Origin of the sequence: Sinomonas susongensis (genome assembly GCF_005877005.1) — a bacterium.
GTDB classification, from domain to species: Bacteria; Actinomycetota; Actinomycetes; order Actinomycetales; family Micrococcaceae; genus Sinomonas; species Sinomonas susongensis.
Genome location: NZ_SSNH01000007.1, coordinates 189,347 through 207,409, shown reverse-complemented (window position 1 = coordinate 207,409; position 18,063 = coordinate 189,347). Strand labels below are relative to the sequence as shown.

Annotated in this window: 16 protein-coding genes; 3 read left to right on the top strand and 13 right to left on the bottom strand. The window is 70.3% G+C overall.

The window, feature by feature from the left end:
* The first annotated feature begins 21 nt into the window (after window positions 1–21).
* Genes E6A21_RS11480 through E6A21_RS11470 form a run of 3 tightly spaced genes read left to right on the top strand, consistent with a single transcriptional unit; the run spans window position 22 to window position 2,902 of the window.
* On the top strand, window positions 22–855 hold the full coding sequence (locus tag E6A21_RS11480; RefSeq protein WP_138444276.1) for an aldo/keto reductase: 834 nt from the start codon (window positions 22–24) through the stop codon (window positions 853–855).
* Complete coding sequence (locus E6A21_RS11475) at window positions 855–1,802, top strand: alpha/beta fold hydrolase (protein WP_138444275.1); 948 nt, start codon at window positions 855–857, stop codon at window positions 1,800–1,802. The genes E6A21_RS11480 and E6A21_RS11475 overlap by 1 nt, the downstream gene beginning before the upstream one ends.
* A complete protein-coding gene (locus E6A21_RS11470) occupies window positions 1,799–2,902 on the top strand; it encodes a glycosyltransferase family 4 protein (protein ID WP_138444274.1) in 1,104 nt (367 codons plus the stop codon). The genes E6A21_RS11475 and E6A21_RS11470 overlap by 4 nt, the downstream gene beginning before the upstream one ends.
* Here E6A21_RS11470 and E6A21_RS11465 read toward each other — a convergent pair.
* From E6A21_RS11465 to pyrR, 13 genes are all read right to left on the bottom strand, one after another.
* Entirely contained in the window at window positions 2,895–5,024 is a 2,130-nt protein-coding gene (locus E6A21_RS11465; protein WP_138444273.1) for a primosomal protein N', read from the bottom strand. The genes E6A21_RS11470 and E6A21_RS11465 overlap by 8 nt on opposite strands.
* Window positions 5,024–6,256, bottom strand: coding sequence for a methionine adenosyltransferase (metK, locus tag E6A21_RS11460; protein ID WP_138444272.1), 1,233 nt, complete (start codon window positions 6,254–6,256; stop codon window positions 5,024–5,026). The genes E6A21_RS11465 and metK overlap by 1 nt, the downstream gene beginning before the upstream one ends.
* Before the next feature lie 75 nt (window positions 6,257–6,331).
* Window positions 6,332–7,582, bottom strand: coding sequence for a bifunctional phosphopantothenoylcysteine decarboxylase/phosphopantothenate--cysteine ligase CoaBC (coaBC, locus tag E6A21_RS11455; protein ID WP_138444271.1), 1,251 nt, complete (start codon window positions 7,580–7,582; stop codon window positions 6,332–6,334).
* Between the two features lie 10 nt (window positions 7,583–7,592).
* The gene (gene rpoZ, locus E6A21_RS11450) at window positions 7,593–7,865 is read right to left on the bottom strand and encodes a DNA-directed RNA polymerase subunit omega (RefSeq protein WP_138444270.1); all 273 of its coding nucleotides are present in this window, start codon (window positions 7,863–7,865) and stop codon (window positions 7,593–7,595) included.
* A 42-nt stretch (window positions 7,866–7,907) separates the two neighbouring features.
* The gene (gmk, locus tag E6A21_RS11445; protein ID WP_246036417.1) at window positions 7,908–8,468 is read right to left on the bottom strand and encodes a guanylate kinase; all 561 of its coding nucleotides are present in this window, start codon (window positions 8,466–8,468) and stop codon (window positions 7,908–7,910) included.
* A gap of 186 nt (window positions 8,469–8,654) precedes the next feature.
* Complete coding sequence (gene mihF, locus E6A21_RS11440; protein WP_138444268.1) at window positions 8,655–8,972, bottom strand: integration host factor, actinobacterial type; 318 nt, start codon at window positions 8,970–8,972, stop codon at window positions 8,655–8,657.
* 105 nt (window positions 8,973–9,077) lie between these two features.
* Complete coding sequence (gene pyrF / locus E6A21_RS11435) at window positions 9,078–9,875, bottom strand: orotidine-5'-phosphate decarboxylase (protein WP_138444334.1); 798 nt, start codon at window positions 9,873–9,875, stop codon at window positions 9,078–9,080.
* A gap of 13 nt (window positions 9,876–9,888) precedes the next feature.
* A complete protein-coding gene (gene carB / locus E6A21_RS11430) occupies window positions 9,889–13,236 on the bottom strand; it encodes a carbamoyl-phosphate synthase large subunit (protein ID WP_138444267.1) in 3,348 nt (1,115 codons plus the stop codon).
* Window positions 13,236–14,459, bottom strand: a complete 1,224-nt coding sequence (gene carA, locus E6A21_RS11425; protein WP_138444266.1) for a glutamine-hydrolyzing carbamoyl-phosphate synthase small subunit — start codon at window positions 14,457–14,459, stop codon at window positions 13,236–13,238. Before carA ends, carB begins: the two co-directional genes overlap by 1 nt.
* Window positions 14,460–14,462: 3 nt before the next feature.
* Window positions 14,463–14,996, bottom strand: coding sequence for a PH-like domain-containing protein (locus E6A21_RS11420; RefSeq protein ID WP_138444265.1), 534 nt, complete (start codon window positions 14,994–14,996; stop codon window positions 14,463–14,465).
* Complete coding sequence (locus tag E6A21_RS11415; RefSeq protein ID WP_138444264.1) at window positions 14,993–16,369, bottom strand: dihydroorotase; 1,377 nt, start codon at window positions 16,367–16,369, stop codon at window positions 14,993–14,995. Before E6A21_RS11415 ends, E6A21_RS11420 begins: the two co-directional genes overlap by 4 nt.
* On the bottom strand, window positions 16,366–17,337 hold the full coding sequence (locus E6A21_RS11410; protein ID WP_138444263.1) for an aspartate carbamoyltransferase catalytic subunit: 972 nt from the start codon (window positions 17,335–17,337) through the stop codon (window positions 16,366–16,368). The genes E6A21_RS11415 and E6A21_RS11410 overlap by 4 nt, the downstream gene beginning before the upstream one ends.
* Complete coding sequence (pyrR, locus tag E6A21_RS11405) at window positions 17,334–17,987, bottom strand: bifunctional pyr operon transcriptional regulator/uracil phosphoribosyltransferase PyrR (protein ID WP_138444262.1); 654 nt, start codon at window positions 17,985–17,987, stop codon at window positions 17,334–17,336. The genes E6A21_RS11410 and pyrR overlap by 4 nt, the downstream gene beginning before the upstream one ends.
* Window positions 17,988–18,063: the final 76 nt, after the last annotated feature.

Below are 18,063 nucleotides of genomic sequence, written 5' to 3'. Positions count from 1 at the left end.
CCGGCCGGTAGAGTCGTGGACATGACCCAGTCCCCCCGCGTGACTCTCGCCACGGGCGTCGACATGCCCCAGCTCGGCTTCGGGCTCTACAAGGTGCCCCCTGAGGACGCCGCACAGCTCGTCGGCGACGCCCTCGCCGCGGGCTACCGAAGCCTCGATACGGCTGCGATGTACGGCAACGAGGCCGGGGTCGGACGTGCCGTCGCAGAGGCGGCCGACGGCGGCCTTCCGCGCGAGGACATCTTCGTCACCACGAAGCTCTGGAACAGCGACCATGGGTACGACGCGGCGCTGCGCGCCTTCGACCGCTCGCTTTCGGCGCTCGGGCTCGAGTACGTCGACCTCTACCTCATCCACTGGCCATGCCCCACGCGGGGCCTCTTCGTCGAGACATACCGAGCGCTCGAGCGCCTTCTCGAGGAGGGGCGCGTCCGTGCCATCGGCGTGAGCAACTTCCTGCCCGGCCACCTTCGACGCCTCGCGGCGGAGTGCACTTTAATGCCAGCCGTGAACCAGGTGGAGCTCCACCCGTGGCTCCAGCAGGACCTCCTGAAGGCGGTCCACGCGGATCTCGGGATCCGGACCGAGGCGTGGTCTCCCCTCGGGCGCGGCCGCATCCTCGAGGACCCCGTGATCGTCGAGATCGCCGACGCCCACCACGTCACTCCCGCCCAGGCCGTGATCCGATGGCATCTGCAGTGCGGCCACATTGTGATCCCCAAGGCCAGCAGCCCCGAGCGCATCCGCGAGAATGCCGACGTCTTCGGCTTCGAGCTCACAGTCGACGACCTCGACCGGATCGCAGGCCTCGACCGCGGAGAGCGGACCGGCTCAGACCCGGACAGGGTGAACTGATGGCGGTCGCGACGGAGAACAAGTTCCTCTCTTCCCGCCTCGGATCGCGGGAACGGCACGCGACCCTCGACGTACTCGGCTCGCAGACCGACGTCTTCACCTACGAACCCGCCGGTGGGGGTCCAGACGGATCCGCTCGAGCTGCAGCCCCGACCGTCCTGGCGGTCCACGGGTTCCGCGGGACCCATCACGGCCTCCTCCGCATCGTCGACCTGCTGCCGGACGTGCGCGTCGTGATGCCGGACCTCCCCGGCTTCGGCGCGTCCTCCCCGCTCGGCGCAGGCCGCGAGCACGACATCGAGGGCTACGCCGCGTGGGTGGCAGCGCTCGCGGAGGACCTCGGTCTCGGCCCGGACACCGTCCTGCTCGGGCACTCCTTCGGATCGATCGTCGCGGCGCGGGTGTGTGCCGAGCACCAGGGCCGGTTCTCCGGCCTCGTGCTGGTGAACCCCATCTCATCGCCGGCGCTCGAAGGACCACAGGGCATCTTGAGCCGCCTGGCAGTCGGCTACTACCGGGCAGGTGCCGGTCTGCCGGAGTCGATCGGATCGGCACTCCTGAGGCATCCCGCGATCGTCCGGGTCATGAGCGAGGCGATGGCCAAGACGCGCGACCCGGAGCTCCGGAAGTTCGTCCACGGCCAGCACGCGCAGCATTTCTCGAGCTTCGCGAGCCGGGAGGTGCTCCTCGAATCCTTCCGTGCCTCGGTCTCGCACACCGCGGCCGAGGCCGCCGACGAACTCTCGCTGCCCGTGCTGCTCATCGCAGGAGAACGGGACGAGGTGGCGCCGCTGCCTGCCGTACGGGACTTCCACTCGAGGCTCGTCGATTCACGCCTCACCGTGATTCCCGGCGTCGGGCATCTCATCCACTATGAAACGCCTCGGCCGGCCGCGGACGCGATCCGCGCCTTCTTGGGCGAGCTCGAGCAGAAGGCAGGCGAATGAGGCTCCTGATCGACGCCCGCTTCACGCGGACCGACCACCACGACGGGATCAGCCGGTACGGCGCGAGCCTTATCGAGGCCGTCGCGTCCCGCACCGAGACGGCGATGCTCATCAGCGATGAGCGCCAGCTCGCTCTCCTTCCCGACGTGCCCCACGTGAAGGTCTCGAGTCCCCTCTCCCCTGCCGAGCTCTTCATCGCCGCGCGCGTCAACGGGCTCGAGCCGGATGTGGTGTTCTGCCCCATGCAGACGATGGGCTCGTGGGGGCGCCGCTACCCGCTGATCCTCACGCTCCACGACCTGATCTACTACCAGCACCCGACGCCGCCCGGATTCCTGCCCGCCCCCGTGCGGATGCTGTGGCGCCTGTACCACAAGGCCTACTGGCCCCAGCGGATGCTCCTCAACCGGGCCGACGTCGTCGCCACCGTGAGCCGCACGACGAAGTGGCTCATGGCGGAGAAGCAGCTCACGAGCCGCCCCGTGCGCATCATCGGCAATGCGCCCCAGGGAGGGCTGGCGCCCCGCGACCCCGATGCGAAGCCGGACCGCAGCCTGCTCTACATGGGTTCGTTCATGCCCTACAAGAACGTCGAGACCGTGATCGCCGGGATGGCTGGGCTGCCCGACTACACCCTGCACCTCCTCAGCCGCATCAGCCCGGCCCGCAGGGCGGAACTCGAGGCGAGCGTTCCTGCGGGCGCCTCGGTCGAGTTCCACGGGGGCGTGAGCGAAGCCGAGTACGAGGAGCTCCTGCGCCGCGCGACCGCTCTCGTGAGCCTTTCCCGGTCGGAGGGCTACGGGCTGCCTCTCGTCGAGGCCATGGCGGTGGGGACGCCGGTCATCGCGAGCGAGATCCCCATCTTCCGCGAAGTCGGCGGCAAGGCGGCGCGATTCGTCGACCCCGACTCCCCGGAGGCATTCGCGGCAGCCGTTCGCGAGCTCGAGGTCCCGCACACGTGGAGCGATGCGTCTCGTGCCTCAGCGAGACAAGCGGAGAAGTTCAGCTGGGACCATTCGGCGCAGGCACTGCTCGAGGCCGCCGAGGAGGCCATCGAGCAGTTCCGCCTCCGGCGCGACGGCTCGGCTCCTGCTAGATGAGGTCCGCGCCGTCGAGCCTCAGCTGCACCGGTTCGGAGCCGCGCCGGGTTGCTTGAGCGATCCGCGCGGCCCTCAGCCCCCGTGACATCTCAGGTCCCTCCGCGATGGGGAAGAACGCGAGCAGCCGCCACGACGCGTCGTCGGCCGCCGGCTTCGAGACCTGAGAGACGGGTACCGGGCCGGCGGTCCGCACCCCGGGACGGGTCAGGACGCTGGCCGCAGCGGCCGCGAACGCGTCGACAGCGGTCCGCGTCCCGGTCACGGCCGCGATGCGGACGGCCGGCGGCAGGCCCAAGCTCCTCCGCAGGGCGAGCTCGCGCTCGGCGAAGCCGCCCGGGTCCCACCGGACAAGGGCCCCGACAGCCTCGTGTTCGCTCGCCGTCACGACGACCCGACCGCCGTCGTCCGCCGAGCGGACGAGGGCTGCAGCGTTGAGCCAACGCCGCAGGGCCTCCTCGCCCGCCCGCAGGGTCTCCCGAGCGAGGAGCGAGTCGCCGTCGAGGAGGAGCGCGGCGGCGTACCCGGATGGCGCGACGGGTTCGGCGCCCACGGTTGCGACGACCAGCACCGGGCCGTCTGGCAGCTCGGATTTCACCTGATCGCCGGACGAGGTGACGACGACGGCGCCCGGGAAGGCGCGGCCCAGCTCCTCCGCAGTGCGCAACGCGCCCACCGCGGACCGCCGGAACGAGCGCCCGCCGCAGTGCGGGCACGCCCAGGCTCCGGCGGGCGTCCCGCACCAGCGGCACGCGACCGTCCGGCTCCCGCCGGTCACGGATTCCGCGAGGGGGCCCGAACAGTGGGCGCACCGGGCGGGCTCACGGCACCGCTCGCAGGCGAGCGACGGCGCGTATCCGGCCCGGGCCACCTGGACCAGGACCGGCCCCACGGCAAGGGCTTCGCGGGCGAGCTGCCACGCCGCGTGGGGAAGGCGTGCTGTCCGCGCATACGGGTCCCGCGCGCTCTCGAAGCTGTCGGCGGTACTGATCACGCGCGGAAGCCGGCGACGGATGAGGGACCGCGAGGGGGCGACGCTCTGGAGCCAGCCCGACTCGACGAGCCGCTGCGTCTCGGCGGAGACCCTGTGGCCCGCGAGCAGGAGCGCGCACCCTTCGATCTCGGAGCGCAGCAGGCAGACCTCGCGATCGTGGAAGTACGGCGCGCGGGGCTCCGCGTGGAGGTCGTCGCCGTCGTCCCAGCAGACCACGAGACCGAGGTCCCGGACCGGAGCGAGGACGGCCCCCCGCGTTCCCACGGCGACGCGCGCACGCCCGCTCAGGAGGTCGAGGAACCCCCGGTACCGCTGGCTCGGGCCATCCTCCGCGGCGAGGCGGACGATGGGCTCATCGGGGAGGGCCTCCTCGAGCGCGGCCTGCATCCGCTCGAGATCACGGCGGTCGGGAACGACGACGAGGGCGCCTCGCCCGGAGACGCGCGCCGTCCGCACCGCCTCGGCGACGAGCTGGGGCCACCCGCGGGACCCGTAGCCCTCAAGGGCCTGGAGCGAGGCCCGCGGGCTCCCGCCGGCCGCGAGATGGCGGAGGAAGGCAGGCCCCCGTTGAAGCTCTGTCCACAGCGAAGCCGACGGCAGGTCGCTTCCGACGGGAGCCCCGTCCGACCGCCCCTGATCCGAGGCCGCCAGCTCGGGAAGGTACTCGGCCTCGACTCGCGCGGCCCGAGGCGGCACCGCGAACCGCAGTACGTCGCCGAGGGCACCAGCCCAGCGCTCCGCGACCGCGGTGGCGACCCGCAGCACCTCGGGGGTGAGGACGACGGCGGGAGAGACGACCTTGGCGAGCGGCTGAAGGGCCACGCCCGCGTCCGAGGTCTCGGCACGCTCGAGGATGAAGCCGCTGTGCTCCTGGCCCGCGACGCGGACCCGCACCCGGACCCCCGGCTTGGCCGTCGCCGACAGCTCCTCGCTCACGAGGTAGTCGAACGTGCGGTCCAGCTGCGGGAGCGGCGACTCGATGCACACGCGGGCCACGGGGAGCTCGCGGGCGGCGGGGGGCGTCGCCGGGGCGAGCGAGGGCTCGGGAAACCCGAGCAGGAGCGACGGCTGCGCGACGCGCTGTGCTCCTGACCCCGAGCTTCCCCCGCTACTGGGCGCCGACGCCGCCATCAGTCGTTGAAGTAGTCCTTGAGGGCCTGGACGCGGTCGAGGCGCTCCCACGTGAAGTCCGGCTCGTCCCGGCCGAAGTGCCCGTGGGCCGCCGTCTTCGCGTAGATCGGGCGCTTGAGGTCGAGAGCGTCGATGACAGCCTTCGGGCGCAGGTCGAAGATCTCGTTGATCGCGGCGCTGATCCGCAGCGGGTCGACGCTCTCGGTCCCGAACGTCTCGACGTAGATCCCCACCGGACGGGCCTGGCCGATCGCGTAGGCGATCTGGATCTCCGCGCGGCGCGCGAGGCCGGCCGCGACCACGTTCTTCGCGACCCACCGCATCGCGTAGGCGCCGGAGCGGTCCACCTTCGAGGGATCCTTGCCCGAGAAGGCTCCGCCGCCGTGGCGCGCGAAGCCGCCATAGGTGTCGACGATGATCTTGCGGCCCGTGAGGCCCGCATCGCCCACGGGTCCCCCGATGATGAACGGGCCTGCGGGGTTGAGGATGCTGCGGACGTGCGTGCTCTCGAGCTGGCTCGCGGCCAGCACGGGGGCGATGACGTGGTCGGCCAGGTCGGCCCGGAGCTGGGAGAGCTGGGTTCCCTCGGCGTGCTGGCTCGAGATCACGACCGTCTCCACCGTCACGGGCTCGTCGCCGTCGTAGCCGACCGTCACCTGGGTCTTGCCGTCCGGCCTCAGATAGGCGAGCTCGCCGCTCTTGCGCACCTCCGTGAGCCGCTCGGACAGGCGGTGCGCGAGCCAGATCGGGGTCGGCATGAAGGAGGGAGTCTCGTCGCTCGCGTAGCCGAACATGATGCCCTGGTCGCCGGCCCCCTGCCGGTCGTACTCGTCCTCGAGCACGCCTTCGCGGGATTCGAGCGAATTGAACACGCCGTCGAAGATGTCCGACGACTGCTGCCCGATCGAGACGGAGACGCCGCACCGCGCGCCGTCGAAGCCGTTCGCAGACGAGTCGTAGCCGATGCCGAGGATGGTGTTGCGGACGATCTGCGGTATCTCGACGTAGGCATCGGTCGTGACCTCTCCCGCGACGTGGACCAGGCCGGTCGTGGCCATCGTCTCCACGGCGACCTTCGACTCGGGATCGGCGGCCAAGAGGGCGTCGAGGATCGCATCGCTGATCTGGTCGCAGATCTTGTCGGGATGCCCCTCGGTGACGGACTCGGACGTGAAGAGCCGGAGGGCGGTCGTGTCGGCCGGGAGCCCGGCACCATGGGGAGCGTGATTCACTGCTCTACTCTACTTCCTGCCCCGCGACGAACCGGGGGCGTATGTCGGGCCGCGAAGCGGCCTCAGGCCCGCCCGTCAGCGGGCGTCGAGCGCACGGGCGAGGCGGACGACGACGGCGCGCGCCACCTCGTCCTTGCTGCCCGCCACATGCTCGGGTGCTGTTCCGTCCTTCGAGAGGATCGTCACACTGTTCTCGTCGAGTCCGAAGACCCGGTCCGTGCCGACCTCGTTGACGACGAGCAGCTCGCAGCCCTTTCGTTCGAGCTTGGCGCGGCCGTAGGCGAGCACATCTCCCGCCTCGTCCCCCGTTTCCGCCGCGAAGCCGACGACTACCTGCTTCGTGCCTGCGGCTTCCCGCTGGCGGACGAGCTCGACGAGCACATCGGGGTTGCGGACGAGTTCGATCGGCTGGTCGGGTGCGTCGTCGCGCTTCTTGATCTTCGCGTTGCTGTGCCGAGCCGGCCGGAAGTCCGCTACGGCGGCCGCCATGACGATCGCGTCCGCTGCAGCGGCCCGCTCGACCATCGCGTCGCGGAGTTCGAGCGCCGACTCGACGTTCACGAGCTCGGCGCCCTCTGGCGGAGCGACCTCGAGGTGCGCCGCGACGAGGGTCACGGAGGCCCCGGCCGCGAGGGCTGCGCGGGCCACTGCGACGCCCTGCTTTCCGGACGAGCGGTTGCCGAGGAACCGGACGGGATCGATGGCCTCGCGGGTCCCGCCGGCGGAGACGACGACCCGACGGCCGGCGAGCAGGCCCTCCCCCGGTGCGTGGTCGGCGTCGTGCGCCGCGGCACGGCCCGCGCCGCTGGCGAGGCCGAGGGCTGCCGCGAAGATCTCCTCGGGGTCGGGCAGGCGGCCCGGGCCGCTGTCCTTGCCGGTAAGCCGTCCTTCCGCCGGATCCAGAACGTGGACGCCGCGGTCCCGTAGGACGGCGACGTTCGCCTGGGTGGCGGGATGGCGCCACATCTCCGTGTGCATCGCGGGAGCCATGACGACCGGGCATCGCGCCATGAGGAGCGTGTTGGTGAGCAGGTCGTCAGCGTGGCCGCCCGCGGCCCGCGCGAGCAGGTCGGCGGTGGCCGGGGCGACGACGACCAAATCGGCCTCGTGCCCGAGACGCACGTGGTTGACCGTCTCGACGGCCTCGAAGACACCCACCCGGACGGGCTTGCCCGAGAGGGCCTCCCACGTGGCCTTGCCGACGAAGCGAAGGGCCGCTTCCGTGGGCACAGCCGTCACGTCGTGCCCGGCCTCCGTGAAGAGCCGCAGGAGCGAAGCCGCCTTGTAGGCGGCGATCCCGCCCCCGACGCCCAGGACGACGCGCACTCGGCGGGCCTCAGTCCTGGGACTCGGCGTCGCCCTCGGCGCGCTTGGCCACGAGCAGGCCGTCGTTGATCTCGCGGAGTGCGATCGAGAGGGGCTTCTCGTTGAGCTTCGTGTCGACGAGCGGGCCGACGTACTCGAAGAGGCCCTCGTGGAGCTGGGCGTAGTAGGCGTTGATCTGGCGGGCCCGCTTGGCCCCGAAGATCACGAGCCCGTACTTCGAGTCGGACTTCGTCAGCAGATCGTCGATCGGCGGGTTGATGATTCCTTCGGGATTCGAAGTCACGGACTATCTCCAATGCGCTGTGCGGTTGGCCTGAACAGCCCTCTAGCGCGCCGACTGGCGCGCGTGCGGGGTCAGGCCCATGAGTGAAACAAGCTCGTCTGCCGCGCGGCGCACGTCGTCATTGACGACAGTGAAATCGAACTCCGGCTCGGCAGCGAGTTCTATTTTAGCCGTTTCCAGTCGCGCCTGCTGTTCCTCGGGCGATTCGGTGCCGCGGCCCACGAGCCGGCGCACCATCTCTTCCCAGCTCGGCGGTGCGAGGAACACGAATCGTGCCTCGGGCATGGCGGCCTTGACCTGCCGCGCGCCCTGCAGGTCGATCTCGAGGAGCACGGCCTTGCCGTTCGCTATCGCGTCCTCGACGGAGGCGCGCAGCGTGCCGTAGCGGTTCTTCCCGTGGACTACGGCCCATTCGAGGAATGCACCCTCCTCGACGAGCCGATCGAATTCTTCGGGAGACTTGAAGAAGTAGTGCACACCCTCCTGCTCGCCGGGGCGGGGAGGCCGGGTCGTCGCCGACACCGAGAGCCACACCTCAGGGTAGTTGTCGCGGATGTACGTCGAGACGGTCCCCTTGCCGACTGCAGTCGGCCCCGCGAGCACCGTGAGTCCCGTGTGCTTCTCGGAGCGCGCCGAAGGGCCTCCGTCGGTGGGTGCGCCCGTTGTGGTGTCCACGCCTGTTCCCTAGCTCCCTCCGCCGCCTGTTGCGGCGCTGTATTGATGGTGCCCCGCCTTGGGGGCACCCGTCTGCCCAGGAGCCGGTCGCCGCGGGTCATTCCACCCCAAGCGTCAGTCGGCCCCTAGGAAATCTATCAGCGCTCGGCGCTGGTGCACGCCGAGCCCCCGCAGTCGGCGGCTCGGCGCGATGCCGAGCTGCTCGAGGATGGCCAGTGAGCGCACGGGCCCGATCCCGTGGAATGATTCGAGGAGCTCGGTGACCTTGAGGCGCGCGAGAGCCTCGTCCTCGTCGGCCAGCCGGAAGAGCTCGTCGAGGCTCAGCGTCCCCGCCCTGATGGCGGATTTCGCCTCGGCCCGGCGTGCGCGTGCGGCCGTCGCCTTGGACACAGCCCGATTGCGTTCTTCAGCGGTCAAGGGGTTGAGTCCCAATGCTCGTCTCCCACTGTGATTGTCGCGCGCACCCCCGCACGGATGATTCCGAACCTAGTCCGCGAGCTTCAACGTGGCAATGCCGTACTGCAACACCACCCGGGCTCAGGCCAGGTCTGCCAGGGTGCGTTCGGCTCTTTCCCGAAGGCCAGAGCGCGAAGGACCGCCTGCGAGGATATCCCTGCTCGACGTGCCGAGAACGCGGGATGCCGCTGGGCCGAACGTCGAGCGGAGGGCGTCTCCGTCGGCTCCCTGAGCGCCGATTCCCGGCGCGAGGATCGGGCCGCCCATCGCGGCCAAGTCCAGCCCGAGGCGCTCGACGGCGTCCCCCACGGTCGCTCCGACGACGAGCCCCACGCTTCCGAAGGGTTCGCCCGCATAGCGTGCGTTCTCCGCGGCGGCCGCCTCGCACACCGTCCTCGCGACCGAATGGTCGCCGCCCGTGTGCTGGACGGACGCGCCCTCGGGATTGGAGGTGAGGGCGAGGACGAACACTCCGCGTCCCGTCGCAGCCGCCGTCTCGAGGGCAGGCCGCAGGGACCCGAAGCCGAGATAGGGGCTCAGCGTCACGGCGTCGGCTGCCAGCGGAGAGCCCTCCCCCAGCCACGCGTGGGCATACGCCGCCATGGTCGAGCCGATGTCGCCGCGCTTGGCATCGGCGATCGTTAGCACACCGGCTGCGGCAGCGGCAGCCAGGACCTCCTCGAGCACCGCGATCCCGGCAGAGCCATGCCGCTCGTACAGGGCCACCTGCGGCTTGAGGGCGGCCGCAAGGTCGGCGACCGCGTCGACGGCGGCGAGGGAGAAGCGGCGCAGCCCCTCGGCGTCGTCCGCGAGTCCCCAGTCCCCGAGGAGCGCCGGGTGCGGGTCGATGCCCACGCACAGGGGGCCCCGCTCCCCCATCGCGGCGGGCAGCTCAGACACCCGCGGGCTCCGTGGCCGTCGCCTCAGAGCCGACCGTCGGAGCGTCCCGGAGCTGCGCAGCGTGCTCCTGGAGGCTCGTCACGGTCCACTCGAACTGGCGCATGGCCTCGATCGCGAGGACCGCGAAGTTGAACTCGGCCACTGTCGTGATGCACGGCTTCCCGTTCGACGTCGCAGCGGCGCGGATCTCGTAGCCGTCGCCGCGCGCGTCCCCGCCGGACGGCGTGTTGAAGACCATGTCGATCTGGCCGTCGTTGATGAGGTCGACGATCGTGCCCTGGCCGCCGTCCAGGCCAGCGGGCCCGGGACCATCGCCCACCTTCCGGACGACCGTGGCCTGGATCCCGCTGCGCCGGAGCACCGCGGCCGTCCCGCCCGTCGAGTAGATCTCGAAGCCGAGGTCGGCGAGCTTCTTGACACCGAGGATCACGGAGCGCTTGTCCCGGTTCGCGACCGAGACGAACGCGCGGCCGGAAGTCGGCAGGGCGTTGTTCGCCCCTGCCTGGCTCTTCGCGAACGCGGTGTCGAAGTGCCTGTCGATGCCCATGACCTCGCCGGTGGACCGCATCTCGGGGCCGAGGAGGCTGTCCACGACAGTGCCCTCCGGCGTGCGGAAGCGGCTGAACGGGAGGACGGCCTCCTTGACGGCGACCGCCGCGTTCGGGTTGATCGACGCGCCGTCGCCCGCCTCCGGGAGCATCTGGTAGGCGGACCGGAGCTGGTGGATGGACACGCCCGTGCCGATGAGCGCCGCGGCCTTCGCGAGCTGCACGCCCGTCGCCTTCGAGACGAACGGAACGGTCCGGGAAGCCCGCGGGTTGGCCTCGAGCACGTAGAGCACGTCGGCCGCGAGGGCGAACTGGATGTTGATGAGGCCGCGCACCCCCACACCCTCGGCGATGGCGGCCGTTGCCTCACGCACGCGCTCGATGACGTCCTCGCCGAGCGTGACCGGCGGAAGGACGCACGCCGAGTCGCCGGAGTGGATGCCGGCTTCCTCGATGTGCTCCATGATCCCGCCGAGGTACAGGTCGCGGCCGTCGTAGAGCGCGTCGACGTCGATCTCGATGGCGTCCTCGAGGAAGCGGTCGATCAGCACAGGGTGATCCGGGGTGATCTCGGTCGCGTTCTCGATGTAGCGGCGCAGGTTCGCCTCGTCGTACACGATCTCCATGCCGCGTCCCCCGAGCACGTACGAGGGCCGCACGAGGACGGGGTAGCCGATCTCGTCCGCGATCCGCTTGGCCTCGTCGAACGAGACGGCGGTGCCGTTCTTGGGCGAGACGAGGCCTGCGTCGTCGAGCACCTTCGCGAAGGCGCCGCGGTGCTCAGCGAGGTCGATCGCCTCGGGCGACGTACCGAGGATCGGCACTCCCGCGTCGGCGAGCTGCTGCGCGAGCTTGAGCGGAGTCTGGCCGCCGAGCTGCACGAAGACGCCCATGACGCCGCCCGTGCGCTCCTCGGCCGCGATGACCTCCAGGACGTCCTCGAGCGTGAGCGGCTCGAAGTACAGGCGCGTGGAGATGTCGTAGTCGGTGGAGACCGTCTCGGGGTTGCAGTTCACCATGACGGTCTCGTAGCCGGCCTTGCGCAGCGCCATCGAGGCGTGGACGCACGAGTAGTCGAACTCGATGCCCTGCCCGATGCGGTTCGGCCCGGAGCCGAGGATCACGATCGACGGCTTCGAGTGGAGGCCGACCTCGTCCTCCTCGTCGTACGACGAGTAGTGGTACGGGGTGTAGGCCGCGAACTCGGCGGCGCAGGTGTCGACGGTCTTGTAGACCGGGCGTACACCGAGGGCCTGGCGGACGCCGCGGACGACGGCCTCCGAGTGGTGGGTGAGGGCGCCGATCTGCTCGTCCGAGAAGCCGTGCCGCTTCGCGAGGCGCAGGACGTCCTCCGTGAGCGCCGGGGCAGCCTTGATCTCGGCCGCGACTTCGTTGAGGAGCTGGAGCTGGTCGAGGAACCACGGGTCGATTGAGGTCGCGTCGTAGAGTTCCTCGACGGTCGCCCCACCGAGGAGCGCACGCTGGACCTGCTTGAGCCGGTCCGTCGTCGGCCGCTTCGCCTGCTCGACGAGCTGCGGCACCTCGTACTCGGGCACGGGTGTGAAGTCGAGCGGTGCACCCCGCTGCTCGAGCGAGCGGAGGGCTTTCTGCAGAGCCTCGGTGAAGTTCCGCCCGAGTGCCATCGCCTCTCCCACGCTCTTCATGGTGGTCGTGAGGGTCGGGTCCGCGGCGGGGAACTTCTCGAACGCGAACCGCGGCACCTTGACGACGACGTAGTCGAGGGTCGGCTCGAAGCTCGCCGGCGTCTTCTGCGTGATGTCGTTCGGGATCTCGTCGAGGGTGTAGCCGAGGGAGAGCTTCGTCGCGATCTTCGCGATCGCGAAGCCCGTCGCCTTCGAGGCGAGTGCGGAGGAGCGCGAGACTCGGGGGTTCATCTCGATGACGATCACGCGGCCGGTCTTCGGGTCGACGGCGAACTGGATGTTGCAGCCGCCCGTGTCGACGCCGACCTCCCGGATGACCGCAATCGCGACATCCCGGAGCTTCTGGTACTCGCGGTCGGTCAGCGTGAGCGCGGGCGCGACCGTGATGGAGTCACCGGTGTGGACGCCGACCGGGTCGAAGTTCTCGATCGAGCACACGACCACGACATTGTCGTTCTTGTCGCGCATCATCTCGAGCTCGTACTCCTTCCAGCCGAGGATGCTCTCCTCGAGGAGCACCTCGGTGGTCGGGCTGTACAGCAGGCCCTGGCCGACGATCCGGCGGAGGTCCTCCTCCGTATAGGCGAACCCCGAGCCCAGGCCGCCCATCGTGAAGGACGGCCGCACGACGAGCGGGTAGCCGAGCCACTCCGCCGCTTCGATGGCCTCGTCGATGGTGTGGATGATCTGGCTCCGCGCGGATTCTGCGCCGCAGCGCGCGACGACGCCCTTGAACTTCTCGCGGTCCTCGCCCAGCTCGATCGCGGCGATGTTGGCGCCGATGAGCTCGACGCCGTACTTCGTGAGCACGCCGTTCTTGTCCAGCGCGATCGCCGTGTTGAGGGCCGTCTGGCCGCCCAGGGTGGGGAGGATCGCGTCCGGGCGTTCCTTCTCGATGATCTTCTCGACGACCTCGGGGGTGATCGGCTCGACGTACGTCGCGTCGGCGAACTCCGGGTCCGTCATGATCGTCGCGGGGTTCGAGTTGACGAGGATGACGCGGAGGCCCTCGTCCTTCAGCACGCGCAGCGCCTGCGTTCCCGAGTAGTCGAACTCGGCGGCCTGGCCGATGACGATCGGACCGGAACCGATGACGAGGACGCTCTTGAGGTCTGTACGCTTCGGCATTACTTCGCTTCCTCGCTCTGGGCGGCTTCGGTTCCGGGCTGGTCTTCGGTTCGGCGCTGGTCTTCCATCAGCTCGATGAACCGGTCGAAGAGGTAGGCGGCGTCGTGGGGACCGGCCGCCGCTTCAGGGTGGTACTGGACTGAGAAGGCGGGGATGTCGAGGCACGCGAGGCCTTCGACCACCTGGTCGTTGAGGCTCACGTGGCTCACCTCGACGCGTCCGTAGCGCCCCTCGGGCGCCGGCGTCGGGCCGTCGAGCGGCGCGTCGACCGCGAAGCCATGGTTCTGGGACGTGATCTCGACCTTGCCCGTGCGCCGGTCCAGGACGGGCTGGTTGATCCCTCGGTGTCCGTACCGGAGCTTGTACGTGCCGAAGCCGAGGGCCCGCCCGAGGATCTGGTTGCCGAAGCAGATGCCGAAGTAGGGGATCTGCTCGTCGAGCACCGAGCGGAGGAGCGTGACCTGCCCGTCCGCCGTCGCCGGATCGCCGGGGCCGTTGGACATGAAGAAGCCGTCCGGGTTGAGCGCCTTGACGTCCTCGAGGGTCGAGCTGGCCGGGAGGACGTGGACGCGCACGCCGCGCTCGGCGAAGCGGTGCGGGGTCATCGACTTGATGCCGAGGTCGACGGCGGCGATCGTGAAGCGCGGCTCGCCCTCCCACCCGTGGTCGCTGGGTTCGACCGTGTACGACTCGTCCACGCTCACCTCTTCGGCGAGACGCGAGCCTTCCATGGGTGCGCTCGCAAGCACCTCGTCGACGAGCTCCCTGTCGCTGCGCTGGGCCGCCTCGCCCGAGAAGATGCCGGCGCGCATGGTCCGGTGCTCGCGGAGATGCCGGGTGATGGCGCGCGTGTCGACTCCTTGGATTCCGACGACGCCCTGCCGGGCGAGCTCGTCGTCGAGGCTTCCCACGGAGCGCCAGTTCGACGGACGGCGCGCGGGGTCGCGGACCACGTATCCGGCCACCCAGATGCGGCGGGATTCGGGGTCTTCGGGGTTGACCCCCGTGTTTCCGATGTGGGGCGCCGTCTGGACGACGATCTGCCGGTCGTACGAGGGATCAGTGAGCGTCTCCTGGTATCCGGTCATGCCGGTCGCGAAGACTGCTTCGCCGAGCGTCGTGCCTACCGCGCCATAGCTGCGGCCGCGGAACACGCGCCCGTCCTCAAGCACCAGTACAGCGGGCGTGCTGTGGTTCGTGGCTTCATTCGTCCTGTCAGTCACTGTTCACTCTTCTTCCTGCTCTGCTGGCGAGCTGCCATCCCGGCGCCCTGCACCCATGAGGTCTTCGATCGCTGCCACGAGGGCAGCCTTGTCTTCTGGTCGTCGGGTTCGGAACCCGGTGTCCACGGCCTTGTCCCCGAGGTGCCACTCGAGCACCACGAGGCCGTCTCGCTCGACGAACTTGCCTGCCATGCCGCTTCCGAGCCGCACCTCCACGAGGTCCCGGGCAGGGACCCAGAGGGGGCCGGAGCCTGCCCGGTCGAAGAGGACTCCGCCGTCGCACACCACGGCGTCGGCTCGGGTCCGGAGCCCGAGCCCATGCACGGCGATCCGGTCGAGCCAGTCGCCCGCCGACGTCGTCGTGACGTATTGCCCCTCGGCACGGAAGCGCTCGTTCCCGGGGTCGGACGGGAACGCGCTCGGCGCGGGAACACCGCCCTGTCGTCGCCTGCGCGCCCGCCAGCCCACGGCGGCGAGCAGCACGAGGAGCCCGGCGAAGACGACCGACGTGAGAAACGTCAGGAGGTGATCGCTCATTGCGCCATCACGGCCGCACTCGGGTGCGGGGCGTTGAGGGCCCCGTCGAGGACAGTCGGGTGCCCTCGGAAGAACGTCGCGACGACGCGGCCTGGAAGTTCCCGGCCCGCGAACGGCGAGTTCCGGCCCTTGGTCGCCTGCTTGGCCGGGTCGACGGTCCAGCGGGCCGCCGGGTCCACGAAGACGAGGTTTGCCGGCTCGCCCGCAGCGAGGGGACGGCCCTGGTCCTCGAGTCGTCCGATCCCCGCAGGACGGACGGACATCGCCTCGGCAACCCGTCGCCAGTCCATCAGACCGCTCTCCACCATCGTGTGCTGCACGACCGAGAGCGCCGTCTCGAGGCCCGTCATGCCCATCGCGGCCTGCGCCCACTCGCATTCCTTGTGCTCGCTCGGATGCGGGGCATGATCGGTGCCGACGACGTCGATCGTGCCGTCCGCAAGAGCGGTGCGGAGGGCGTCGACGTCCTCCTGGGTGCGAAGCGGCGGATTCACCTTGAACACCGGGTCGTAGCCGCGGACGAGTTCATCAGTGAGCCACAGGTGGTGTGGCGTGACCTCGGCCGTGACCGCGATCCCCCGGGACTTCGCCCACCGGATGATCTCGACCGAGCCCGCGGTGGACACGTGGCACACATGGAGGCGCGAGCCCACGTGCTGGGCGAGCAGGACGTCGCGCGCGATGATGCTCTCCTCGGCGACCGCCGGCCACCCGGGAAGGCCCAGCATCGCCGAGACGACGCCCTCGTTCATCTGCGCGCCTGCGGTGAGGCGCGGCTCCTGCGCGTGCTGGGCCACGACGCCGTCGAACGCCTTGACGTACTCGAGCGCGCGGCGCATGAGCACGGGATCGTGGACGCAGATGCCGTCGTCGGAGAACATGCGCACCTGGGCGGCCGAACCGGCCATCGCGCCGATTTCGGCCAGCCGCTCGCCCGCGAGCCCCACGGTGACCGCCCCGACGGGTCGGACGTCGACCCACCCCGCTCGGCGGCCGAGCCGGTGGACCTGTTCGACGACTCCAGCCGTGTCTGCCACCGGCATGCTGTTGGCCATCGCGTGGACAGCGGTGTACCCGCCGAGTGCGGCGGCGCGCGAACCGGTCTCGACGGTCTCGGCGTCCTCACGCCCGGGCTCCCGCAGGTGCGTGTGAACGTCGACGAGGCCGGGGAGCGCGATGAGCCCGTCCGCATCGACAACTGCCGCTCCTGCCGGGGCGGCGATCGCACCGACTTCGGCGATCCTTCCGTCCTCGATGAGGAGGTCGGCCCGCTCGCCGCCGCAGAGCGAGGCCCCGCGGACGAGGTAGGCGTCGCGCCCCGAGGCCGGGGCGCCCGACGCGGACGCCTTCGAGGCCGGGCTTGGAGTGGTCATCGGGTGGACTCCTTCGCAGACATGAGCAGGTAGAGGACGGCCATTCGCACGGACACGCCGTTCGCGACCTGGCGGAGCACCTGCGATCGGTCGGAGTCGGCCGCCGTCGACGAGATCTCGAGGCCGCGCACCATGGGGCCGGGGTGGAGGATCACCGTGTCCTTGAATGCTGGCGTGCCGAAGCGCTCGAACCTCTCGTCGCCGAGGCCCCACAGCCGCGAGTACTCGGCGGTCGAAGGGAAGTACGAGGCATTCATGCGCTCGGCCTGGACGCGCAGCATCATGACCGCATCTGGTGCCTCGCCGAGCGCCGCGTCGAGGTCGTAGCTCACCTCGCACGGCCAGTGCTCGACGCCGATCGGCAGGAGGGTGGGCGGCGCGACGAGGGTGACGTGGGCGCCGAGGGTTGTGAGCAGCCAGACGTTCGACCGCGCGACACGGGAGTGCAGGATGTCCCCCACGATCACGACCCGTGCTCCCGCGAGGTCGGTGCCGGCCGAGGCGATCCCGGAGACGCGCGCGAGGTGGCGCCTGAGCGTGAACGCGTCGAGGAGGGCCTGGGTCGGGTGCTCATGGGTGCCGTCGCCCGCGTTGACGACCGCGGCCTGGATCCAGTCCGTCATGGCGAGCCGATGCGGCGCTCCCGCGGCCGAGTGCCGGATGACGACGGCGTCGGCGCCGATTGCCTCGAGCGTCTGGGCCGTGTCCTTGAGCGACTCCCCCTTCGAAACCGAGGAGCCCTTCGCTGCGAAGTTGATGACGTCGGCCGAGAGGCGCTTGGCGGCAGCCTCGAACGAGATCCGTGTCCGGGTCGAGTCCTCGAAGAAGAGGTTGACGACGGTCCGGCCGCGCAGCGCTGGGAGCTTGCGCACTTCACGGTCGTTGACGGCGGCCATCTCCTCGGCGGTGTCGAGGATCTCGATGGCATCCCCGGGCGTGAGGTCGCGGGTCGAGAGGAGGTGCTTCATCGCGCAGCCACCTCCTCTTCCGTCCCCAGCGGAGACTCGATGGCGACATGGTCCTCGAGGAACCCCGAATCCGCGGGCCCGTCCGTTTCCGTGAGGCGGACGCGGACCTTCTCTGCGGCCGACGTCGGCAGGTTCTTGCCGACGTGGTCGGCTCGGATCGGCAGCTCCCGATGCCCGCGGTCCACGAGGACGGCGAGGCGCACGATCCTCGGCCGCCCGAGGTCCACGAGGGCGTCGAGCGCGGCGCGGATCGTGCGGCCCGAGTACAGCACGTCGTCGACCAGCACCACGACTTTGTCGTCGATCCCCTGGAGCGGGAGCTTCGTGGGCGACGGCGGTCTGGTCGGCTGACGCGAGAGGTCGTCGCGGAACATCGTGATGTCGAGCTGGCCGACGATCTGCTCTGCAGCGATGGTCGGATCGGCGGCGGCGAGCTTGCGCGCGAGCCGAACGGCAAGCGGGTAGCCGCGGCGCGGAATGCCGAGGAGGACGAGGTCCTGCGGGCCCTTGTTGGCCTCGAGGATCTCGTGCGCTATACGCGTGAGTGCGCGGTCGATGTCCGCTGCGCTCAGGACGACGCGGCCCGAGGCCGGGTAGTGCCCGGGGGCGGCGGTCCGAGGCGCTCGGTTGTCTGCTGCGGCAGGTGCCAAGGCAGACCCCTTTCCCCGCCTCACAGGACGGAATTAAAAGGATGTGAAGGCTGAACCGAGTTCCAAGCTATCACGT

Bases quoted from the DNA above. Each gene is read 5' to 3' on its own strand.
- E6A21_RS11480 (WP_138444276.1), top strand. From the start codon at position 22: ATGACCCAGTCCCCCCGCGTGACTCTCGCCACGGGCGTCGACATGCCC.
- E6A21_RS11475 (WP_138444275.1), top strand. From the start codon at position 855: ATGGCGGTCGCGACGGAGAACAAGTTCCTCTCTTCCCGCCTCGGATCG.
- E6A21_RS11470 (WP_138444274.1), top strand. From the start codon at position 1,799: ATGAGGCTCCTGATCGACGCCCGCTTCACGCGGACCGACCACCACGAC.
- E6A21_RS11465 (WP_138444273.1), bottom strand. From the start codon at position 5,024: ATGGCGGCGTCGGCGCCCAGTAGCGGGGGAAGCTCGGGGTCAGGAGCA.
- pyrF (WP_138444334.1), bottom strand. From the start codon at position 9,875: ATGGGGGAGCGGGGCCCCCTGTGCGTGGGCATCGACCCGCACCCGGCG.
- carB (WP_138444267.1), bottom strand. From the start codon at position 13,236: ATGCCGAAGCGTACAGACCTCAAGAGCGTCCTCGTCATCGGTTCCGGT.
- E6A21_RS11420 (WP_138444265.1), bottom strand. From the start codon at position 14,996: ATGAGCGATCACCTCCTGACGTTTCTCACGTCGGTCGTCTTCGCCGGG.
- E6A21_RS11415 (WP_138444264.1), bottom strand. From the start codon at position 16,369: ATGACCACTCCAAGCCCGGCCTCGAAGGCGTCCGCGTCGGGCGCCCCG.
- E6A21_RS11410 (WP_138444263.1), bottom strand. From the start codon at position 17,337: ATGAAGCACCTCCTCTCGACCCGCGACCTCACGCCCGGGGATGCCATC.